21 protein-coding genes are annotated in these 19,810 nt (G+C 48.9%); 12 read left to right on the top strand and 9 right to left on the bottom strand.

The window, feature by feature from the left end:
• The first annotated feature begins 25 nt into the window (after positions 1-25).
• Positions 26-736, top strand: coding sequence for a DUF2225 domain-containing protein (locus ACFVRY_RS20080; protein WP_387502061.1), 711 nt, complete (start codon positions 26-28; stop codon positions 734-736).
• Between the two features lie 132 nt (positions 737-868).
• Here the strand turns inward: ACFVRY_RS20080 and ACFVRY_RS20075 are convergent, their stop codons facing one another.
• Both ACFVRY_RS20075 and ACFVRY_RS20070 read right to left on the bottom strand, forming a co-directional pair.
• Complete coding sequence (locus ACFVRY_RS20075; protein WP_066376312.1) at positions 869-1,099, bottom strand: hypothetical protein; 231 nt, start codon at positions 1,097-1,099, stop codon at positions 869-871.
• Entirely contained in the window at positions 1,096-1,284 is a 189-nt protein-coding gene (locus tag ACFVRY_RS20070) for a YycC family protein (RefSeq protein ID WP_387502060.1), read from the bottom strand. The genes ACFVRY_RS20075 and ACFVRY_RS20070 overlap by 4 nt, the downstream gene beginning before the upstream one ends.
• Before the next feature lie 131 nt (positions 1,285-1,415).
• On the opposite strand from ACFVRY_RS20070, the gene ACFVRY_RS20065 reads away from it, so the two are divergent.
• Positions 1,416-3,215 carry a M3 family oligoendopeptidase gene (locus tag ACFVRY_RS20065; protein WP_387502059.1) on the top strand — a complete coding sequence of 600 codons (1,800 nt, stop codon included), beginning with the start codon at positions 1,416-1,418 and terminating at the stop codon, positions 3,213-3,215.
• Between the two features lie 290 nt (positions 3,216-3,505).
• On the top strand, positions 3,506-3,916 hold the full coding sequence (locus ACFVRY_RS20060; protein ID WP_387502058.1) for an O-methyltransferase: 411 nt from the start codon (positions 3,506-3,508) through the stop codon (positions 3,914-3,916).
• Positions 3,917-4,053: 137 nt separating this feature from the next.
• Here the strand turns inward: ACFVRY_RS20060 and ACFVRY_RS20055 are convergent, their stop codons facing one another.
• Both ACFVRY_RS20055 and ACFVRY_RS20050 read right to left on the bottom strand, forming a co-directional pair.
• A complete protein-coding gene (locus ACFVRY_RS20055; protein WP_066376333.1) occupies positions 4,054-4,293 on the bottom strand; it encodes an alpha/beta-type small acid-soluble spore protein in 240 nt (79 codons plus the stop codon).
• A gap of 209 nt (positions 4,294-4,502) precedes the next feature.
• Positions 4,503-5,477: an aldose 1-epimerase gene (locus ACFVRY_RS20050; protein ID WP_387502056.1), complete on the bottom strand. Its 975-nt coding sequence runs from the start codon at positions 5,475-5,477 to the stop codon at positions 4,503-4,505.
• A gap of 449 nt (positions 5,478-5,926) precedes the next feature.
• Here ACFVRY_RS20050 and trpS point away from each other — a divergent pair, with 449 nt between their 5' ends.
• Positions 5,927-6,916 carry a tryptophan--tRNA ligase gene (gene trpS, locus ACFVRY_RS20045; RefSeq protein WP_387502054.1) on the top strand — a complete coding sequence of 330 codons (990 nt, stop codon included), beginning with the start codon at positions 5,927-5,929 and terminating at the stop codon, positions 6,914-6,916.
• 36 nt (positions 6,917-6,952) lie between these two features.
• Here the strand turns inward: trpS and ACFVRY_RS20040 are convergent, their stop codons facing one another.
• Positions 6,953-7,141, bottom strand: a complete 189-nt coding sequence (locus ACFVRY_RS20040; protein WP_387502053.1) for a hypothetical protein — start codon at positions 7,139-7,141, stop codon at positions 6,953-6,955.
• A 211-nt stretch (positions 7,142-7,352) separates the two neighbouring features.
• Positions 7,353-8,357, bottom strand: a complete 1,005-nt coding sequence (locus ACFVRY_RS20035; protein ID WP_387502052.1) for a metal-dependent hydrolase — start codon at positions 8,355-8,357, stop codon at positions 7,353-7,355.
• Positions 8,358-8,584: 227 nt separating this feature from the next.
• Here ACFVRY_RS20035 and cyoE point away from each other — a divergent pair, with 227 nt between their 5' ends.
• Together cyoE and ACFVRY_RS20025 are read left to right on the top strand one after the other, a co-directional pair.
• Positions 8,585-9,517 carry a heme o synthase gene (gene cyoE / locus ACFVRY_RS20030; protein ID WP_387502051.1) on the top strand — a complete coding sequence of 311 codons (933 nt, stop codon included), beginning with the start codon at positions 8,585-8,587 and terminating at the stop codon, positions 9,515-9,517.
• 17 nt (positions 9,518-9,534) lie between these two features.
• On the top strand, positions 9,535-10,152 hold the full coding sequence (locus ACFVRY_RS20025; protein ID WP_387502050.1) for an SCO family protein: 618 nt from the start codon (positions 9,535-9,537) through the stop codon (positions 10,150-10,152).
• A 97-nt stretch (positions 10,153-10,249) separates the two neighbouring features.
• Here the strand turns inward: ACFVRY_RS20025 and ACFVRY_RS20020 are convergent, their stop codons facing one another.
• The 3 genes from ACFVRY_RS20020 to ACFVRY_RS20010 form a co-directional block, all read right to left on the bottom strand.
• Positions 10,250-10,597 (bottom strand): DNA primase, encoded by a 348-nt coding sequence (locus ACFVRY_RS20020; RefSeq protein WP_387502128.1) that lies wholly within the window; start codon positions 10,595-10,597, stop codon positions 10,250-10,252.
• Between the two features lie 191 nt (positions 10,598-10,788).
• A complete protein-coding gene (locus ACFVRY_RS20015) occupies positions 10,789-10,869 on the bottom strand; it encodes a YjcZ family sporulation protein (RefSeq protein WP_387502127.1) in 81 nt (26 codons plus the stop codon).
• Positions 10,870-11,033: 164 nt separating this feature from the next.
• Positions 11,034-12,236 carry an MFS transporter gene (locus ACFVRY_RS20010; protein ID WP_387502049.1) on the bottom strand — a complete coding sequence of 401 codons (1,203 nt, stop codon included), beginning with the start codon at positions 12,234-12,236 and terminating at the stop codon, positions 11,034-11,036.
• A 257-nt stretch (positions 12,237-12,493) separates the two neighbouring features.
• On the opposite strand from ACFVRY_RS20010, the gene ACFVRY_RS20005 reads away from it, so the two are divergent.
• From ACFVRY_RS20005 to ACFVRY_RS19980, 6 genes are all read left to right on the top strand, one after another.
• The gene (locus ACFVRY_RS20005; RefSeq protein ID WP_175371445.1) at positions 12,494-12,943 is read left to right on the top strand and encodes a hypothetical protein; all 450 of its coding nucleotides are present in this window, start codon (positions 12,494-12,496) and stop codon (positions 12,941-12,943) included.
• Between the two features lie 54 nt (positions 12,944-12,997).
• A complete protein-coding gene (locus ACFVRY_RS20000) occupies positions 12,998-14,137 on the top strand; it encodes a transglutaminase domain-containing protein (protein WP_387502048.1) in 1,140 nt (379 codons plus the stop codon).
• A gap of 126 nt (positions 14,138-14,263) precedes the next feature.
• The gene (locus ACFVRY_RS19995) at positions 14,264-16,354 is read left to right on the top strand and encodes a peptidoglycan D,D-transpeptidase FtsI family protein (protein WP_387502047.1); all 2,091 of its coding nucleotides are present in this window, start codon (positions 14,264-14,266) and stop codon (positions 16,352-16,354) included.
• A gap of 30 nt (positions 16,355-16,384) precedes the next feature.
• Complete coding sequence (locus ACFVRY_RS19990) at positions 16,385-18,511, top strand: peptidoglycan D,D-transpeptidase FtsI family protein (protein ID WP_387502046.1); 2,127 nt, start codon at positions 16,385-16,387, stop codon at positions 18,509-18,511.
• Positions 18,512-18,555: 44 nt separating this feature from the next.
• Entirely contained in the window at positions 18,556-19,293 is a 738-nt protein-coding gene (locus tag ACFVRY_RS19985) for a Cof-type HAD-IIB family hydrolase (protein WP_387502045.1), read from the top strand.
• 26 nt (positions 19,294-19,319) lie between these two features.
• Positions 19,320-19,805 (top strand): DUF456 domain-containing protein, encoded by a 486-nt coding sequence (locus tag ACFVRY_RS19980; protein ID WP_387502044.1) that lies wholly within the window; start codon positions 19,320-19,322, stop codon positions 19,803-19,805.
• Positions 19,806-19,810: the final 5 nt, after the last annotated feature.

The following is a 19,810-nucleotide window of genomic DNA, read 5'->3' as shown; positions in this document are numbered from 1 at the left end:
ATGGCGAAAGGAATGAGGGCATTTGTTGGAATTAATACCTTTGTATTCCATTAAAGTTCAGTGCTGTAACTGTGATCATGAGTTTTCAACCTCTCGGGTACGGCCCAGCCTCAAAAAAGCAGTACGTCGTGATGCGGATTTTTGTTCTTATTACAAGAATGAGAATCCTGATTATTATGTTGTGAGAGTCTGCCCGCAATGCGGATTTGCCTCCACGGAGAATTCTGCGGACAAACTCGCCGATTGGCAGCGCAAGGCCTTCAATGATCAGCTCGGAAAACGCTGGAAAACACGTGATTTCGGTGATAAGCGAAGCTGGGAGGAAGCGCTGGAGACATACAAGCTGGCGCTGTTGTGTGCTCAGAGCATCAATGACAAGGACCGCATCATAGCGAGTCTGCTGCATCACATCGCCTGGTTGTACCGCTATCAGGGGGATACGGCACAGGAGAAGCGCTTTCTACAGTACTCTCTAGACGCTTATATCAAGGTATATGAGGGCGATGGTAGCGGCGGGAATGATGCCCGTCTGATGTTCCTCATTGGGGAGCTTAACCGGCGCACGGGTAATTTCTCTGATGCGGTCAAATGGTTCTCCCGTCTGGTGAATGATCAGCGGATTATGGATGCGGCGATGATCCGGGCCGCACGTGAACAATGGACGATTCTGCGTGAGCAGATGCGCGGTGAAGAGATCGACGAGGACGGCCTTCCTTCCGACACGGTAGGAAGCTGACAGAACGAGAGCTATGTTCCCCCCTCTGGGGCTGGAGACATAGAGAAAGCGCAGAGAAGAGTTCTTCTCTGCGCTTTGCCGTCGGCTGGGACGTCTTAAACGGCTGCAGCCTGTCCTCTTTTCACGCAAAAGTCATCTTACGGCGCGGTCGAACAACAGATAATCGGCATCGTTGTCGATGACCGTGAGGCTGGTGCTGCAGCAGGGAAAAACCAGAAGTCGCTTCTTGCCATCACGGATAAGAGGCAGCTCTTTCGGTTTCAGGGGCAGCAGCACATTCTCATGGGTACAGAACGGGCAGTATTGCACGTACATATCGCCCAGTATAATGTCATAAGGCCAGGTGTGGCTGAAAGGGATCATTGCTCATCCTTCCTTGAGGAAGGCGATTCCGGCCCGTCTTCGGCCTGCGGTGTATTCTTCTTGGATAGCTCAGCTATCTTTTGCAGCAAAATATGTTGGGGCATATGCATCAAGTGTTCCAAGGGAACACCAAGCTGTTTGGACAGGGCAATGGCCGTTTCCGGCGAAATTTGCAGCGGCTTCATTATGAATCCTCCTTAAGTGGTTGCCATGCAGCGCAGGCTTATGGATAGTTCCGATATTGTAATCCACTTTACCACGGCTCTTGGCCAATTACAAAGAAAAGCAAATGTGAGAAAAGGAATGGTGAGTACACATGAAACAACCGTTATCGTTAACCTGGGAACTGGATTCCATCTTTAACGGAGGCTCGGCTTCTCCCGAGTTCGAAAGATTCCTCCATAAACTGGAGGGAGATATTGAGACTTTGCAACAGCAGGTGAAGGCTTCCGCCTCCCCGGCTGATGTTAAAGGAACAGAGGCTTTGGACAGTGTGATTGAGCTGTTGCAGAGTTGTACTGGTCGTCTGGTGCAGGCTGCTGAGTTTACTGGCTGCCTTGGTGCTCAGAATCAGCAGGATAAGGGCGCGGTGCGTCTGTCCTCCAAAGTATCAGGGCTGCGTGCTCGCTTCGAAGGCATCAGCTCGCAATTTGACAATGTGCTGCGCCAGACCTCTGATGAAGTATGGGCAGAGTGGATAGCCCGGCCAGAAATTGCTCCACTATCATTCGTGCTTAGTGAGAGACGCGACCTGGCACGCGAGAAAATGAGCCCTGAGCTGGAAAGCTTGGCTCTGGAACTGGCTGTAGATGGTTATCATGGCTGGAGCGAGCATTATGAGACAATCGTAAGCTCCATTAAGATTCCATTTGAAGATGAAGAAGGCAGCCGCTTGCTCTCGGCAGGACAGGCTTTCAACAAACTGGATGATCCAGACCCGAAAGTACGCGAAGCCATGTTCTCCAAATGGGAAAAAGCTTGGAGCGAAGCCGAAGAATACTGCGCAGATACACTGAACCATCTTGCCGGATTCCGTCTGAACCTCTATAAAGGCCGTGGCTGGAAGGATATCCTTAAGGAGCCACTGAGCATCAACCGTATGTCCCGGCAAACGCTGGATGTGATGTGGGATGTTATTAACCGTAACAAACCTGCAGTGGTATCATATTTGCAGCGTAAAGCCAAGTTGCTTGGTCTTGAGTCTCTGTCCTGGGTTGATGTCGATGCACCTGTTGGCAAGTCCACCGGCAAAATCCCTTATGATCAGGCAGCACATGACATCGTTGCGCAATTCCGGAAATTCAGTCCGAAGATGGCGGATTTTGCAGAACGTGCTTTCGACAACAACTGGATTGAAGTCGAAGACCGTGCAGGCAAACGTCCGGGCGGGTTCTGTGTCTCTTTCCCGGAGAGCCAGGAATCACGGATTTTCATGACTTACAGCGGCACACCGTCGAATGTGTCCACGCTGGCGCATGAGCTTGGACATGCTTATCACTCTTATTTGCTGGACGACCAGCCGGTGTTCAATCAAAACTATGCGATGAATGTGGCCGAGACCGCTTCAACCTTTGCCGAAGTTATCGTATCGGATGCACAGGTTAAAGGGGCAACCGATCCTGATGAAAAGCTGGCGTTGCTGGAAACGAAAATTCAAAACAGTGTGGCCTTCTTCATGAACATTCATTCCCGCTTCTTGTTTGAGACCCGTTTTTATGAAAAACGGAAACAGGGCTTGGTGAATGCTGAAGAACTCTCAGCTCTAATGGAAGAAGCGCAGAAGGAAGCCTATAACGGGGTTCTCTCCAGCTACCATCCTCATTTCTGGGCGTCTAAGCTGCATTTCTATATCACAGATGTACCTTTCTATAATTTCCCTTACACTGTGGGTTATATGTTCAGTACGGGACTATACCGTCTCGCTTTGCAAGAAGGAGCTTCCTTTGCGGACAAATATGACGATTTGCTGCGAGATACGGGGATAATGACTTTGGAGGACTTGGTGTCGAAACATCTGGGTGTCGATTTGACTCAGCCTGATTTCTGGCAGGGAGCAAGTGATCTCATTATCGCCGATATCGAAGAGTTCCTGCAGATGACAGAGCATCTAGCCTAAGATTTATGGCAATATAAGGACAACTGTGCTCATGAGATACTAAGTTAGTCGAATATAATAAGGTATTAATGCGAAAAGACCCTCGAATGAGGGTCTTTTTTTACATGTATATTGTCGAAAATGATCAGTTTTATAGGAACAATAATAATTATGGATATGAAAAATACGCATTTATAGTAAATATTGACCAATTATGTTGAAAAATGTTGTATGAATTGCTGTAATTAACCTATAATTGAGTCCTAAGCCTTATATAAGGCGTGCTAGGAAGATAACTGAGGAGGAAATTTATGATGAAGACGGAGCAACTATCGCTGGCGCGACAGATCGATCTGGTGTTCAAGGAATTGCAAGAAGAACTATCAGGTTTGTCTTCCGGCACGGTATTTGTGCAAATACGAAATAATGTCATTGGAAAGTTTGGTATTCGCCATCTTCCTTTATCCGGAAGAAAAGGTACCTTTGCTGCTGAAGCAGAAGGATTGACGTCCGATCAGCAGGCTTCTTTCCGGTTGATGGCGCTGGAAAGCCTTAAATATAAACGGCGGTGGACCCACGGTGAGATCAGCTATGAATTTGCTGTTCGGCAGGGGATGGTTATCGTGGATGCTACACTGGAGTCTAATTACAATATGGCGAATCTGATGATCCGTTATCCCCGCAATTCGCAATCCGAAGCACAGGATCAATTCCTGGGTTGATGGACAATAGGGAATGTATTATCGAAATACTAAAAAGCCCCCTCACGCTTCTGTTTAGAGAAGCGCAAGAGGGCTGGGAAGCTTTGTAGGATAGGCTGTTAGCCTAACCAAGTAAGGCGTTTAAGATAAGGGTGCGACTAGTTCGAACGACCGGACAATTGTTGCTCTGCCAGTTGTACGAGACGTTTGGTGATGTATCCTCCCAAAGAACCGGTTTCGCGGGAAGTGTAGTTTCCGTAATAACCGTCTTGAGGGATGGTTACACCAAGCTCTTGAGCTGCTTCATATTTCAGTTGTTGCAAAGCAGCGTTTGCTTGAGGAACGACCAGGTTATTGGAACGACTACCACGACCTTGGCTTTGACCTGCTTGACCCATGTTTGTCACCTCCTTCGCCCGTTGTGAAGATAGTATGAGCGCTAGGAGATGAATTCATGCACCTTTTCGAAAGGTTTTAAGGCTGGTAATTTTTAGTTAGTTCGGATTGGTTTTAAAAGAGATGTTATTTCTAATCCGCCGTAGAAAGTCAAAAAAGCGATCCTCTCCTGCAGTATGCAGGGGAAGATCGCTTGGGCGGATAATGGTTATTAATGATTAGGATGGATCATTTCGAGTGTGGTTGACAGCTCAATGCTGTGCCCCGGTTCCAGTGTCAACAGACCGGTGAACTCAGGATCTGGCGATACATTCGGCGCATCAGGTAACCATGTATAGGGTTCGATGCAGAGGAATTGATCAGCCGGTCCTTTTGTATAAAGCACCCAGTGACGGAAGAGGTTCTCGTCAGCTGTATAACGTAGTCCGTAGCCATCATCGCGTAGTAATAGTGCCTCTACAGGCTGATTTTTACCGATTCGCAGAGCTGTGTCAAAGTTGGTTCCCTGAATGTTCTTTCCCTCGTTGAGGTCCTTAAGATCTCCGAGAGGAAGCAGATTGCCGCTTGGCAGCAATTCCTCATTCAGCTCATAGATGCCTTCTACAGGCAGTTTGAGATTCCAGCGTTCAGGTTCTCCATCAATCATAAACCAAGTGTGATAGCCGAGCCCGAACGGGATGCGCTGTTCACCGAGGTTAGTTACTTTAAGAATCTGTTTCAGCTTGGCATCCTGCAGTCGAAATGTCATTTCGAATTTGAGTGGCACAGGCAACTGCTCCATCCAGTGTGGATCGTCCACAGTGTTGAACTCCGTCGTTACGGCGCAGCCATCCTCGTCTTCTTCAATGTCACTAACACACCATGCCTGTGTTCTGTGCAGGCCGTGAATATGATTGTCACCCGCGGTATTCTGGTCGAATTGGTAACTTGCCCCGTCAAATTGAAATTGTCCTTTGCGAATGCGTCCTGGTGGGATCAAGAGCGGAATGCCAAAATGATATGGCTTTTGCATAAAAAAATCTAGGTCGCTTTCTTCAGGCCGTCGCAGAATTTGCCGTTCTTCCTTGAGGTCCTTCAAGGCTATCACGTTATTTCCAAGTCGCGGCAAAAGCGTGACTTCCAGTTCGCGGCTGTGCAAAATGTAAGTATCATAACCGCCCCACTGCCCTTTGGTCACCTGTTTCATGAGATATGCTCCTTTATTGTAGCTGTAATCGGAATAGAACGCGGATAACCTTATCATAACAGATTTATGCGGCCCTGGGTTAAGGGAATTGACAAACCTCTCCGCATCGTTCATGATGAACTCATTCAATAATAAAGGCAATGTGATGACGGGGACAAGTAGTCAGATGATGAACCTTCAGAAAGCCGGTGGATGATGCGAACCGGTGGAATTCTTCTGGTGAATGGACCTCCGAGCGCCGAGTTTGAACAGGAGCATACGTCTCCCAAGTAGTCCGGCCGGTTCTTCCCCGTTAACGGAAGCTTAAGGCTGCTGTTGTCCCTTGATAAAGGACAGATGCGGCGAATAAGGGTGGCACCACGGTCTCACGTCCCTTGCGGGGTGGGGCCTTTTTTGCGTTCATAACACATTGCATGTCATTCGGAAATACATTACATGGAGGGATTAGCATGGCTAAAAAAGTATTATCGGGCATTCAGCCTAGCGGTACATTGACACTCGGGAACTATATTGGAGCGATGAAGAATTTCGTGAAGCTGCAGGAAGAACATGAATGTTATTTCATGGTGGTGGATTTGCACGCCATTACAGTAGCTCAAGAGCCTGCAGCACTGCGCGAGCAATCGGAGTCGGTAGCAGCGCTGTTTATTGCAGCAGGAATTGATCCGGCACGTTCCAATGTGTATCTCCAGTCTCATGTTCCTCAGCATGCTGAGCTTGGTTGGATCATGACAACCCTGACCGCAATGGGCGAGTTGGAGCGGATGACTCAGTTCAAGGATAAATCCTCCGGCAAGGATTCTGTAGGAGCAGGCTTGTTCGTTTATCCGTCGCTGATGGCAGCCGATATTCTGGTCTACAATGCAGACCTAGTACCGGTGGGAGAAGACCAGAAACAGCATTTGGAACTGACCCGCGATTTGGCAGGGCGCTTCAACAGCCGTTTTGGGGAGTACTTCACGATTCCCGAACCGTATATCCCGCAAGTGGGCGCACGGATTATGTCTCTTGACGATGGGACCAAAAAAATGAGTAAGAGCAATCCTAATGCTGGCAGCTTTATCTCGCTTTTGGACCCGCCGGATGTTATCCGCAAGAAGATTAGCCGGGCAACTACAGACTCTGGGCGTGAAGTGGTCTTTGATCCACAGAACAAGCCAGAAGTTAGTAATCTGATGAGCATCTATGCGGAATGTTCCGGGATGTCGCTGGGGCAGATTGCCGACCGGTTCGAAGGCCAAATGTACGGCGGTTTCAAGAAAGAGCTCGCTGAGGTGGTCGTGGCGACCCTTGAGCCACTACAGCAGCGCTACCACGAAATCAGAAATTCAGGTGCCTTGAGCGATATTCTGGCAGAAAGTGCTGAGCGCGCCCGTGTGGTGGCTGCACAGACGCTGGCTGGTGTGAAGGAACGTATGGGTTTCCTGCCGGTCCGATAAGGACAGAGAATCCCTGCAGGAAGGCATAGACAAACGTTAAGCTTGTGTGGTGCCTTCCTGCCGCCGTCTACGCCGGGCTTTAACGATAAAGCCCCAGCCAATGTTTAGAATGCAGACCAAGCCAAGAGCTAGTGCCAGCCAGATGCTGTAGCTGATCGCGATGGAGGCGGCGGTCAGGAGCAGAATGGACGAGCATGCGAACCACAGGGAGAGTCCTTTTCCCATAATTTACAGCCTCCTTTTAGGCAATAGATAAAGTCATCCCGGATCATCAATATGGTTCCGGGATTTTTTGTGTTAATACGATTTTGACACCAACGTAGGAGCAAAATTAATGGAATGAATAGTGAAGGGCGTTATCTTGTAAACGCTTTATGGTGATTGTGCCTTATTCGTGGTAAGGGAGTCAAGGGGAAAAGCATGGCTTCTAGGGAATCTACACGTTCATGGAGTCGGGGTCATTGGCAAAACGTTCGTTGAGTTTCTCGCTGCTCAGCCAGCCTACGTACGTATTCAACGGATGATAGTCGTTATCCATAACGAGAACTGCCACGAAAGGGAATTGCTTGCGGTGTAAATAACGTACATCCCCCCAGCGTACAATATAACCGGAGGGCAATTCTTCTACCTCTGCGACGGCATAGGAGGTGAAGTACAGGAAGGACTGAATATCCGGATGGGACTTCGAATGCGCTACGGCAGGGTGATTGGAGCTTACTGCATGTTTGAACCAGTGAAGTTGTCCACCTAGCAACTGGCCAATATCATAGCTGCCGTCAGACTTGGCTTTAACGATGTTCCAGCGTTTGGGCGAGATTGTGGGGATTATGTAATAGTGGTCTCCGGGTTCATGTGTGATATCCTTGGTCTTGATCCTGCGTGAAAGCCGGAAATGGACGAGGGTCCGCCAAAGGTAATATATTACAATACAAATATAGAGCGTAATGAACAAAGGGGCAGGCGGGACAAGGCCGCTTACCCAGAGCACGAGAGCTGCCGTGTGACTGCCGAAGATAAAGGGATCAAAGATGTGAATGATGTTCCATGCAATCCATTTCTCGGAGAACGGCCTGGCGGCTTGGGTACCATAAGTATTGAATAGATCAGAAAAAACATGTACGGATACACCGATAAAACTCCAAAGCGCAATGTGGCCCAGTCCATCAAAATCACTAAATCCGAACAAGGGTCCGATTACTATTGTGATTAGCGCAGGCCACAGCAAGAGGAAAGGCAGAGAATGGGTAATGCCTCGGTGATTGCGTATATACACCGCAGTGCTCTTCAATCGCAACACAGTATCGGCATCGGGGGCCTGTGACGCAATAACGACTGATACCATAACAGCTCCGGCAAGTACAGAGTCAGAAGCAACGGCTGGATCAACGAAGGATAGCCCCGCTAGCCCCAAACCCATGACAACATGTGTAGCAGTATCCATAATTCAGTTCTCCTTTGCTCGGAAGTTTCTATTCATTACTACCCAAAATCATGTCTAGTTATTAAATTGTAATAAAATAATTATCGTCACGTAATTGTCGAATTCATGAACATCAGGCCAAATGATTGTCAATTTCTTCAGGGGTTTGTTATGATAAAGTTAACAGCGGAGAGTATATTTCTCTGTCGGGAACGTTAGTAGTTTGTTTTAAAGGAGGATCAATACGCGTGGATAATCAATGGAGATATCAGGCTTCTTCGGATTCCGCAGCAGTGTCTGCCAAGCTTCCGCCAAAAGGTGCGAGCTGGCGTGATTTCATTACTGTGACGAAGCCAGGTATTATCAGATCGAACCTGATTGCAGCCTTTGCTGGTTTTTGGTTGGCTTCTGGATGGCATGTGCAATACGGAAGCTTGATTTTAACTTTGCTAGGTACAATGCTTGTAATGGCCTCGGCCTGTGTATTTAATAACTATTTTGACCGGGACCTGGATATGAAAATGGAACGGACTCGTGACCGCGGATTGCCTACAGGCAGACTGAAGCCGCGCACCGTTCTGGTGTACGGGATTGTTCTAGGTATTGCCGGTCTTGCTGTACTGTTTGCGTTCTGCGGGATGCTTGCCGGCCTGTTCGGAATACTCGGGGTATTCGTCTATGTTGTCGTATATACCCTATGGCTCAAGCGAACATCCACTTGGAGTACTTCTGTTGGCGCGATTTCGGGAGCTACGCCACCGGTGATCGGCTACGTAGCGGTTACAGGCCAAGTAGACCTTGCTGCTGTGCTGCTATTCGCGATGCTGTTCCTGTGGCAACCCCCCCATTTTTGGGCGCTGGGCATCCGCCGCAAGGAAGAGTACCGTGCTGCGGGCTTCCCATTGCTACCTGTGGTAAAAGGCGTTCGGCGCACTAAGTTCCAGATGATTCCTTACGTAGCTCTGCTGCTGCCGATTCCGGTTCTGATGTATGTTTACGGATATGCAGGTATTTTCTACCTGATTATATCGAGTCTCTTGTCCCTGATGTGGCTGTATTTGACACTGAAGGGCTTCAAGGCTAAAGATGATGAAGTCTGGGCCAAACAGAATTTCCTCTTTTCCATCAATTATTTGACAGTCAGCTTGATCGTGCTGGTGCTGAATACAACTCACTTGTAATGGAAGGGAGAATGTCCTTGCAAACCTTGAAACGTTATAAATGGACCTGGCTACTTCTTCTGCTTGCGTTAATCATGGCTGCTTATCTGGCCTTCAATTCCCTGGCGCTAGGGAGCAAAGAATTGCCGGTCATCGGGGAAGTGCAGGACTTCTCCCTCGAGAATGTGAATGGAGATACTGTGACGCTTGCAGATACACAAGGGAAGGCCCGGCTGGTATACTTCTTTTTCACGGATTGTCCCGATGTATGCCCTATAACGACATTTATGCTCTCCCAGACTCAGAATTTACTGGTCAAGGATGGTAGCTTTGGCAAGGATGTGTCGTTCTTGTCGATTTCTTTCGATCCGAAGAGAGATACGCGGGAAGCCATTAAGGATTTTGCCGACCGGTTCCATGCTAATTATGACGGCTGGTATTTCCTGCGAGGTGATCAGGAGAAGATCCGCAAGATTGCTGCTGATTCCTTTAAGGTGCTGATTGCGGGAGATAACAGGGATAACTTTGCCCATGCCAATCTGATCGGGCTAGTGGACCGGGAGAACCGCCTTAGAGCGTTATACGATGCTGGGGATAGTGATAACGTTACCCCTGAATTCTTGGCCGCTGCCGTGAAAGATTTGGCCCGCGAGTAACAGAATAATCACAGATTACCTAAAAACGCCTTTTTTGCTGCTCGCCTTCTCATGAGAAGGGAGAACAAAGAAGGCGTTTTTGGTTTGATTTCTATTCTTAGTATGGCAGGGGTTCTGGATAGATGATAAATTCCTCCAGGCCTGCTTTTTCGAGCTGAGTGATGTTATACTCGTCCGGCGTACCTTCTACCCCTGCATATCCCCGTCGGGTATAGATATGACCAGCATCGGGAAAAGCATCGCGAAGCACACCACGGATCTTTTTACCGGAACTGTCGTTGTCCATGTACAGATAGACTTCACTATCCCCGACCTGTTGGCGCAGATTCTCCAGCTTGAGGGTGTTCAGGGTGCCAAAGGTACAGAGAATATCAACTTCAGGTATTAAGATCCGCCGTAACCTGCTGCGGTCATTTTTGCCCTCGACAATGATTGTGATGGACATATTCAGTTCGTCACCTCCGAAGCGATAATCCTGTCGCATACGCATATATTTTACCTAAGCTTTGCTATTTTTAACAGGATCAAACGCTGGTATGTAATCATTCCCCGGGAAATGTCGCAAAAGCAAACAATCACCCAGGTGATATGCCTGGATGATTGAGAATACGACAAAAGCGCTTTCTGTGGCAGATTTTAGAATACTCCAGCGTGGAGGATGATTACCAAAAGAATGTACAACACCAGAATAATGCCCGTGGATGTCCAGAAAACCAGAGATACCTAGCCTGGACCAGCGCTAATGACAATGCTCACGCACCTTTGACCTAATCACGCTTTCTGGTCTTTGATCGGTAAATACATTTTATTGTATGTGAAAAGTCCCCCGGCGACTGTGAAGATCCCCAAATAAAACGTATTGAGAGCCAGTTAGTTAGGCTTTAGGCCGCACGTCCGTTCAGGCCCGCCTTGTAGGCAGGGTTGAGCTTTGTACTCTTTGGCGGAAGCAGGAGAAGTGCGGTCATCAGTAGCAAGAAGGCAATAAAGTAAGGGGAGACAATACCCCGCAGTTGACCGGCAGCGACAGGACCTGCGAATGCACCGAGGGACATGGCGATAGATTGCATGGAGAACGTTCTGCCGAGCCGTCCTGGACCACCAAGGCTAATGAACAGCGAGGCCATCGCGGGAAATAGCACACCCTTGGCAGCGCCCATCAGGAATAAGAAGAGGCCGGGTGGAATATTGCCGAAAGCAGCAAGCCCGAAGAAGCAGATTGCCATGCCGAGCAGTGATGTGGCTATTCTGCCAGAGGGTGTCAGCCGATGTAGGAAAAACATGCTGAGTGTCACGAGAGCCCCCAAACTCAGAAGTGAGAGCAGCAGGCCTGTGGAGAGAATGTCCCGACCCCCATTTTGTGAGAGCGGAAGCTCAAAGAACAGTACTCCCTGGGAACAGGAGACGAAAAACGGCAGCAGATAATAGCGTTTGGAGGGCTTGACGAAATTGGCGTTGTCCGAAGGAGGACTCGTTTTTGTTATTTGGGAGGCTTCCAGATCTGCTTCTGTAGAAACCAAAGGATTAGCTGCCCGGGTCTGTACATGCTTGGGGACACTGAAGAAGGCCATGAAGCCTGTCAGAATCAACAGCCATCCCAGACTGCTGAATGTACCCGAGAATCCGGCTTTGGCGACGATAAACGCACCGGCGGCGGGAGAGATGACGGAGGCGAGCGTATGCACGATGCCATGACCGGACATGTACTTGCCTTGAGTGGCCGAATCCGAAGAGAGCGAGGCCAGCAGTGTCATACAGGCCGGGGACAGGAAAGCCAGCGCGAATCCGCTTGCTGCGCGCAGCAGCAGCAGATGCCAAGGGAGCTGCGCATGCGCCTGCAGTAGCAGGAGCACACCGGCAGTTACCAGGCTGAAGACGATATACCTGCGGCTTCCGTTACGATCCACAAGCACTCCGGCCAGCAGATTGCCGGGAAGGTGGGTCAGTGAATACATGCCCATCATCCAGCCGATAAAGGCGGGGCCGGCGCCAAGTGATATGGCAAACGGCGTCAGCACGGGATATTGGGCGTGTAAGTCGAAGAAGGCTAAAAAAAGGAACAAGTAGAGCCACAGCGCAGTTTTCACATGCAACACCTCCGGGCCTGTCGCAACATAGGGATTGCAGGGCAGGCGTATTCGAATAGTTCATCTGCAAAACAAAATAGCAGCTACTTGTACTTTACGTGGGCCAGGCAGGGCTTATACCGCTTTTTTATAATATCAACCATCGATGTGACAACTGCGCCGCCGCCGTGCTGTGGTACAGCCGGGGAACCATGAATTCTGAGATTACATCATGTATAATAATCAATATTAAAGTAGATTGGGGTGTTGTGAAGTTGATGAATACAGAGGTGTGGTCACAGTTTATTAGAGAGAATTGGCTAGTCATCGTTATTGCGCTTGTGCTGCTATTCGCTGTGGTCAATCTGGTCAAGACGGTTCTGAAATGGGCGATAGTCATTGTTATCATCGCCGGGTTGTTTATCTACAGCGGGGTTACAATGGATCAGATCGGGAACGCTGTGAACAAAGTGGCCGATAGCACACTGAGCACCTTAAAAAGCGAAGCGCAGGACGTTATGCTTAAGGAGGCTAAGGACGCCAAGTATACCTCCGGCGGGGATGGCACATTTACAATCACTACTCCGAATCTTGAAGTCAAAGGGAAGGCCGGGGAGGACAAGGTGGAAGTTACCTTCCGCGGTGTTGGGCTGGGGAAATGGAGTATTAATGATACAACAAAAACTTTTATTGATGCTGCACGTAAACAAAATACAGCTGGGAAGTAAAGAGAGACAGATATTTATCAAGAGACGCTATGGCTAACGAAAGGGGGAGAGGACATGCTCAATGGATGGATAAAAAGCGTAGCTGATGCCAACGTAATCTCCATCATCCTACTGCTTATTGTTGCCTTCTCCCTCTTGCAGGGCTGGGGTAGAGGATTTTCACGTTCGACAAGCAGGCTGTTTGGCCTTTTGGGTGCGGGGATATCAACACTTGTCGCGCTTCTTCTGGCCGTTCCGGCAGCGGCTTATTTCTCACCGCTTGTCGAAGCGTGGGCTTCGGGCGTGAAATACACGGACAACGAGCTGACAAGATGGCAGCAGCTTTATTATACGGCCATTTCCGTTCTGTCGGGTTCTCCGGTTGTGAGATTTCTACTGGTGCTTCTGCTCTGTTACAGCTTGATCCGTCTGTTGCTAGGGGTTGTTGTTGTTTTGCTTCCGTTTCAGCGCAGTGGTCATCGTAGAGGGGAGAAGAAGGTTACTGCACTAAGCCGTTTGGGCGGAGCAGGCGTTGGACTACTGATCGGGATGGCACGGGGACTCATATTGGTAGCCGTACTGTTCATCGGCGTTGCACTGAGCCCAGATAGCAGCTTCAGTCGTTATGTGGAATCTTCTCCAGTCTATAGTCAAAGTGCCGCCGCTGTTATTGAGCCTTTTGCCGGCGATACGGTCCATAGTAAGCTGCCGATTCTAACTCAGGCAGTCGCGGCAGAGATGAATGATATTCTCCGTCGTAAATACGAGATTATCGATCATGATATTTCCGGTGATATCACTGGGGCTGCTGCTGATATTGTCGGAAAGACAACAGGGGAAGAGGAGAAGGCCCGGTTGTTATATGACTGGGTAGGTTCGCGGGTTGCCTATGATTATGCCAAGGCCGAGAATTACGAGAAGAATCGGGTCTGGCATGAGCAGAGCCCGCAAGATACGTTCAATACACGACTTGGTGTATGTATTGACTATGCGCGCCTTTATGCCGTAATGGCCCGTTCGCAGGGCCTTCAGGTGCGAGTCGTGACTGGCCAGGGGTATGATGGGCGGGGGGGCTACGGTCCACACGCCTGGAATGAGGTCTACGTGAGTGACAAGCAGGCCTGGATCCCCCTCGATCCCACTTGGGCTAGCAGCGGGAACTGGTTCAACACTAAGGATTTCTACGACACGCATATCAGAGGGAGTGTTCTGTGACGTAAAGGCGTAGCCTAAACAGATGTGGTACAATAAACTGGACTAACTAGACTACTCATCATAAGAATTAATAGGATTGGCCTACATTTCTGTGCCATATTTTATCTATTGTTAGGAGAGAGGGCTGTGAGTCAGTTTCGTAGACAGAGACCCGGTTCGGATGATACGCCGAACAGAGGATTCACGGGTCTGCGGATCAACCTGTTCTTTTTTGGCACGTTTATTATTTTCTGCGTGATCATCGTTAGACTTGCGATTGTGCAATTTGTTGAAGGTCCGACATTGACTGAAGTAGAGTCTGATCGCAACACGAAGAATGTACCGCTTGCTGCTTTGCGTGGGAACATCTATGCAGCAGGGGGCGAGAGTCTCGCTTACTCCACTTCGGTGTATTCCATGTATATTACATTAACCAAGGAGTATACGGCCAAGATCCTTGATAAAGTCTCGGGCAAATCGGTTTTGACGCCGGAGGCCCAGGCGAAGTCGAATGATCTCGTTGCTCGCCTCGTGGCCGATTTCAAGAAATATGGTGATCCTGCCGTCAAGGAGCAGACAGACGAGGATGTTCTTAAAGCGCTCGATTTGAATTTTCGTAAGTCACTCGGTTATGTTCCCCGCCGGGTGAAGACCGGGCTGACGAATAAGGAAGTCGCCTATTTTTTGGAGCACAAGGATGACTACCCGGGACTTGAGGTTGTTGAAGAAACCACGCGTCACTACGACAAGGATACAGTAGCCGTGCAGACGGTTGGTTATATCAAACCTTTTAGTTATTCGCATGATCGGGCCTTTTATCAAGATATTGCTCAGGCCATGAAGAAGGACACAGACCCGGGGCTGATCTACAAAGATGATGAAATCGTTGGCTTCGACGGTCTGGAGCTGCAATATCAGAAAGAGCTGCGCGGGAAGAACGGTTATCAGGAGATATCGGTCAATCCGCAGAATATGGCGGAAAAGGTGGAAAAGGTTGTTCCCCCGGTTAAGGGCAACAATGTCTGGACAACGATTAACAAAAACATTCAGCTTAAAACAGAGCAGGCTATCATGGAGCAGATCAGTTGGCTGCATACCAATCCGGTACAAGGACAGGTCCATCCCGCCGCAGTGACCGGCTATGCTGTAGCTATGGAGGTAGACACTGGCAATATCGTTGCCATGGCGAGTATGCCTGACTATGATACAAATGTGTGGACAACAGGTACGCTGTCTACAGCTGCCTGGGAGAAGATGATGTACAATTACCAGAATGGCACCATTGTGCCGATTGCATCGGGGCTATCCGGGCATGGACTTCAGTCGGTGCTACTAATGGGCTCGACAGTCAAACCGCTGACGGTGCTTATTGGTCTTAAAGAAGGCTTCATCTCCTCTTCGACCAGGTACACGGACACAGGCAGCACTTCATTCGGGAAAGCAGGTCATGAGACCACAGTGAGGAATGCCTCAGGCCACGTGTATGGGAAAATGGGACCCGCAACCGCGATTGAGAAATCGTCCAATGTGTTCATGATCGATATGGTCGGCAAGAAGCTGTATGAGAAATATAAAAATAAGGGCATTGATGTATGGGATAAATATATGAAAGAGTTTGGACTTGGTGTATTAACAGAAAGTGGTCTGCCTGGTGAATATCGTGGACAGATCAACTACACCAACATCGAAGCTGCGGGTAGTGTGCAAGCGGCACTGGTGTACGCCTCCTTCGGCCAGCAGGGGAGTTATACGACGCTGCAATTGGCGCAATACGCCGCTACATTAGCCAATGAAGGACAGCGGATCAAACCGCAGTTAGTAAGCAAAATAACTGATGCTGAGGGCAAGACGGTTACCAAATTCAATCGTGAAGTTCTGAATAAGGTAACGAACTTTGACAAATCGTTCTGGCAGGAGATTAAGAAGGGGATGAACAGTAAAGTCAGCGCCTTCGAGGGTTTCCCCTATGATTTTGCCCGGAAGACAGGAACCTCCCAGCAGGAAGCCAAAAAGGAGCTGCGCGATAATGGTGTCTTTATCGCCTTTGCACCGCGTGACAAGCCCAAGCTTGCCGTAGCGGTGGTGATTCCTGAAGGAGGATTCGGCTCGAATAGTGCTGCGCCGGTGGCCCGCAAAATATTTGACGCCTATGATTGGGAATACGGGTTAAACGGGATACCGAAGAAGAATCTTCAACCGATTGTCACCACGACTCCTGAGGGCGGCGCGGCAGAATAATCAACTTAGAGAAAAAGGAGAGGAAAAACTGTGAGCTTTTTCCGTAAGCAGGCCTCGTCACAGGACGAGACCACTAGCAAAAGTTCCCTTGGCCTACGGATCAACGTGTTTTTCTTCAGCACGTTTATTATTTTTTGTGTCATTATTATTCGTCTTGCGGTTCTGCAGTTTGTAGAAGGCCCAACCTTGACCGAGGTGGAGACTAACCGGGCAACGAAAAGTGTGCCGCTTGCAGCCATGCGAGGTGTGATCTATGCAGCAGGGGGCGAGAAGCTTGCCTTTTCCACACCGGTTCAATCGCTATACATTACACTGACCAAGGAATATACAGCCAAGGTAACCGACAAGGAGACTGGGAAGACGACACTTTCACCTGCTGCTCAGGCCAAGTCGGATGATCTGGCTAACCGTCTTGTCGCGGACTTTGCAAAGTTCGGTGCCAAAGATGTCAAAGCCATGACGAAGGAAGAGGTGCTGGATTCACTGGACCTGTACTTCAAGAAGTATTCCGGGTACATGGCCCGGCGGATCAAGTCAGGTCTCACAGAAGAAGAAGTAGCTTACTTCATGGAACACAAGGATGAGTACCCTGGACTTACCGTGGTGGAGGAGAGCAACCGTCATTATGATAAAGACACTGTTGCCGTGCAGACCGTTGGCTATATCAAGCCTTTCAGATCCTCCAACAGTTTGCCGATTTACCAGAATATTTTGAATGAGATGAAGAACAACCCCACTGCCGGCCTGACCTACAAGGATGATGAAATTGTTGGTTATGACGGGCTGGAGCTTCAATACCAGCGGGAGCTTCGCGGCCAGAATGGTTATCAGGAGATCTCTGTCAACCCGCAGAACATGGCCGAGAGAATTGAGCAGGTAGTTCCGCCAGTGAAGGGAAATGACATTTGGACGACGATTAACAAGAATATCCAGATGAAAACCGAACAGGCCATTACCGAACAGCTCAGCTGGCTGCACAAGAATACAGTTCAAGGAAAACTGCATCCGTCTGCGGTTACCGGCTACGCAGTGGCGATGGAAGTGGATACCGGGAATGTCGTAGCCATGGCAAGCATGCCAGATTACGATACTAATGTGTGGACACAAGACAAAATGGACCCTGATGTATGGAAAAAGATTATGGGCAACTATCAGAACGGAACGATTACCCCGTTTTCCTCAGGGAGCTCCGGTCATAATTTTAGTTCTACCGTTTTCTTAGGGTCCACGATTAAGCCACTTACTGTGCTTATTGGTCTCAAGGAAGGTTTCATCACTACACATACCACTTATTCAGATTCAGGAAGTACTAAGTTTGGTAAAGCCGGTCATGAAACCACGGTTAGGAATGCTGGGAGTCATGCCTATGGATTCTTTAGATCACCGGCTGATGCCATTGCGAACTCCTCTAACGTCTTTATGATCGATAAGGTTGGTAAGAAGCTTTATGAGCAGTACGGAGCTAAGGGTGTTGAAGTCTGGGATCAATATATGAAGGAATTTGGGCTTGGGGTGTCAACCGGTAGCGGTTTGCCGAAAGAGTACAAAGGAATGCTGAACTATTTTAAAGAGGCTGAAGCAGGAAGTGCTCAATCTGCATTAGTCTACGCTTCATTTGGTCAGCAAGGTAGCTATACTACGCTGCAATTGGCACAGTATGCTTCGACGCTTGCGAATCAAGGTGTGCGGATTAAACCTCAATTGGTCAGCAAAATTACCGATTCCTCCGGCAAGGTAGTGAAGACTTTCGGCCGTGAAGAACTGGATAAAGTGGATTTCGATCCTTCGTATTGGAAAGAAGTTATCAAGGGAATGAGCAGTAAAGTCAGCAGCTTTGATAAATTCCCGTATGATTTTGCCCGGAAGACAGGGACTTCGCAGCAGGATGCCTATAGTAAAGGTGTTAAAAATACAATCGACAACGGCGTGTTTATTGCCTTTGCTCCGCGTGAACATCCAAAGCTGGCTGTTGCTGTAATTATTCCAGAGGGCGGATTGGGTGGTAGTAGTGCCGCACCGGTAGCTCGGAAAATCTTTGATGCCTACGATTGGGAATATGGACTGAACGGTGTGCCTAAGAAAAGTTTGCAATCCTCAGCAAATGGACAAGACAATGCCGGGTCTACAGATACAACAACGAATACACAGCAACCATAAAATCGCCCTCTTGAATGGGCACAACAAAGAATGGAGGGGTGGCAATGACTGCCAAATACCGCCTGCTTGCCTTGGATATGGATGGAACCCTGCTGAATGATGAACAGATCATTACCCCAAAGACAGTGGAATGGATTCAAAAAGCGGTGGAGGCGGGCGTTCATGTCTGCCTATCCACAGGTCGTTCTTTTAACGGTGCTTGGCCTTATGCCAAGCAGCTTGGTCTTAAGACACCGATGGTAACGGTGAACGGCAGCGAAGTGTGGCGTGCGCCGCATGAGCTGTATCGCCGTTCCTTAATGGATCCTAAACTTGTGAGTCAGTTGTATGACATGGCAGAGCGTTATGGGATCTGGTTCTGGGCTTACTCTCTGGAGCAAGTACACAACCGGGAGAACTGGGATGGAAATACAGAGGGCCGGGAATGGTTGAAGTTCGGGTACAGCACTGAGGATGATGACATTCGGCACAAGCTGCTGCTGGAGCTGCAAGACTTGGGCGGGCTGGAAATCACGAATTCCTCACCGCATAACCTGGAGATAAACCCGCTGGGCATTAACAAAGCGACAGGAATTAAGGAAGTCTGCCAGTTGCTCGGCATCGACATGTCCCAAGTCATCGCCGTCGGAGACAGTCTCAACGATCTTGCAGTAATTCAGCAGGTTGGTCTTGGTGTCGCGATGGGCAATGCCCAGGAGACGGTTCTTCAGGAAGCGGACGCTATTGTAGCTAACAATAACGAAGATGGCATTGCTGAGGTCATTCAACGATTTATATTGTAAAGTGAACGACATTGGAGGAGAAGGAATTGACGATCTTGGGTTGGATTCTAATTATCGCTTTATTTGCTGTCGGGTTGGCCGGTGCTGTGGTTCCGATTCTTCCGGGTGCGCTTGCGATTTATCTTGCCTTTTTCGTATACGGATGGTTCTTTTCCTTCCATTCCTTTGGCGCCTGGTTCTGGATTACCCAGACACTGATCGTGGTGGTGCTTTTTATCGCTGATTATGTAGTTGGAGCTTGGGGTGTCAAAAAATTCGGCGGCTCGCGTGCTTCGGTCATCGGCAGCACCATCGGTTTGATATTCGGGCCGTTTGTCATTCCGGCGTTTGGTTTGATTATTGGCCCGTTTGTGGGAGCGTTTATTGGCGAACTGATCGTCGGCTCCTCAGCGGGGAAAGCCACCAAAGTTAGTGTGGGAGCATTAATTGGTTTGTTCAGCAGTACGGTAGTCAAGATTGTGCTGCAATTAGCAATGGTCATCCTCTTTTTCATCTGGATCGGCCTGCATTAATTTTA

Origin of the sequence: Paenibacillus sp. NPDC057934 (genome assembly GCF_042887565.1) — a bacterium.
In the GTDB taxonomy this organism is placed as follows: Bacteria; Bacillota; Bacilli; order Paenibacillales; family Paenibacillaceae; genus Paenibacillus_AQ.
This window is presented reverse-complemented; position numbering and strand designations above follow the sequence as displayed.

What these genes read in the sequence shown, in the direction of transcription:
- ACFVRY_RS20075 (WP_066376312.1), bottom strand. Translation starts at nt 1,099, where the DNA reads ATGATCCCTTTCAGCCACACCTGGCCTTATGACATTATACTGGGCGAT.
- ACFVRY_RS20070 (WP_387502060.1), bottom strand. Translation starts at nt 1,284, where the DNA reads ATGAAGCCGCTGCAAATTTCGCCGGAAACGGCCATTGCCCTGTCCAAA.
- ACFVRY_RS20065 (WP_387502059.1), top strand. Translation starts at nt 1,416, where the DNA reads ATGAAACAACCGTTATCGTTAACCTGGGAACTGGATTCCATCTTTAAC.
- ACFVRY_RS20060 (WP_387502058.1), top strand. Translation starts at nt 3,506, where the DNA reads ATGATGAAGACGGAGCAACTATCGCTGGCGCGACAGATCGATCTGGTG.
- ACFVRY_RS20055 (WP_066376333.1), bottom strand. Translation starts at nt 4,293, where the DNA reads ATGGGTCAAGCAGGTCAAAGCCAAGGTCGTGGTAGTCGTTCCAATAAC.
- ACFVRY_RS20050 (WP_387502056.1), bottom strand. Translation starts at nt 5,477, where the DNA reads ATGAAACAGGTGACCAAAGGGCAGTGGGGCGGTTATGATACTTACATT.
- trpS (WP_387502054.1), top strand. Translation starts at nt 5,927, where the DNA reads ATGGCTAAAAAAGTATTATCGGGCATTCAGCCTAGCGGTACATTGACA.
- ACFVRY_RS20040 (WP_387502053.1), bottom strand. Translation starts at nt 7,141, where the DNA reads ATGGGAAAAGGACTCTCCCTGTGGTTCGCATGCTCGTCCATTCTGCTC.
- ACFVRY_RS20035 (WP_387502052.1), bottom strand. Translation starts at nt 8,357, where the DNA reads ATGGATACTGCTACACATGTTGTCATGGGTTTGGGGCTAGCGGGGCTA.
- ACFVRY_RS20020 (WP_387502128.1), bottom strand. Translation starts at nt 10,597, where the DNA reads ATGTCCATCACAATCATTGTCGAGGGCAAAAATGACCGCAGCAGGTTA.
- ACFVRY_RS20005 (WP_175371445.1), top strand. Translation starts at nt 12,494, where the DNA reads ATGAATACAGAGGTGTGGTCACAGTTTATTAGAGAGAATTGGCTAGTC.
- ACFVRY_RS20000 (WP_387502048.1), top strand. Translation starts at nt 12,998, where the DNA reads ATGCTCAATGGATGGATAAAAAGCGTAGCTGATGCCAACGTAATCTCC.
- ACFVRY_RS19985 (WP_387502045.1), top strand. Translation starts at nt 18,556, where the DNA reads ATGACTGCCAAATACCGCCTGCTTGCCTTGGATATGGATGGAACCCTG.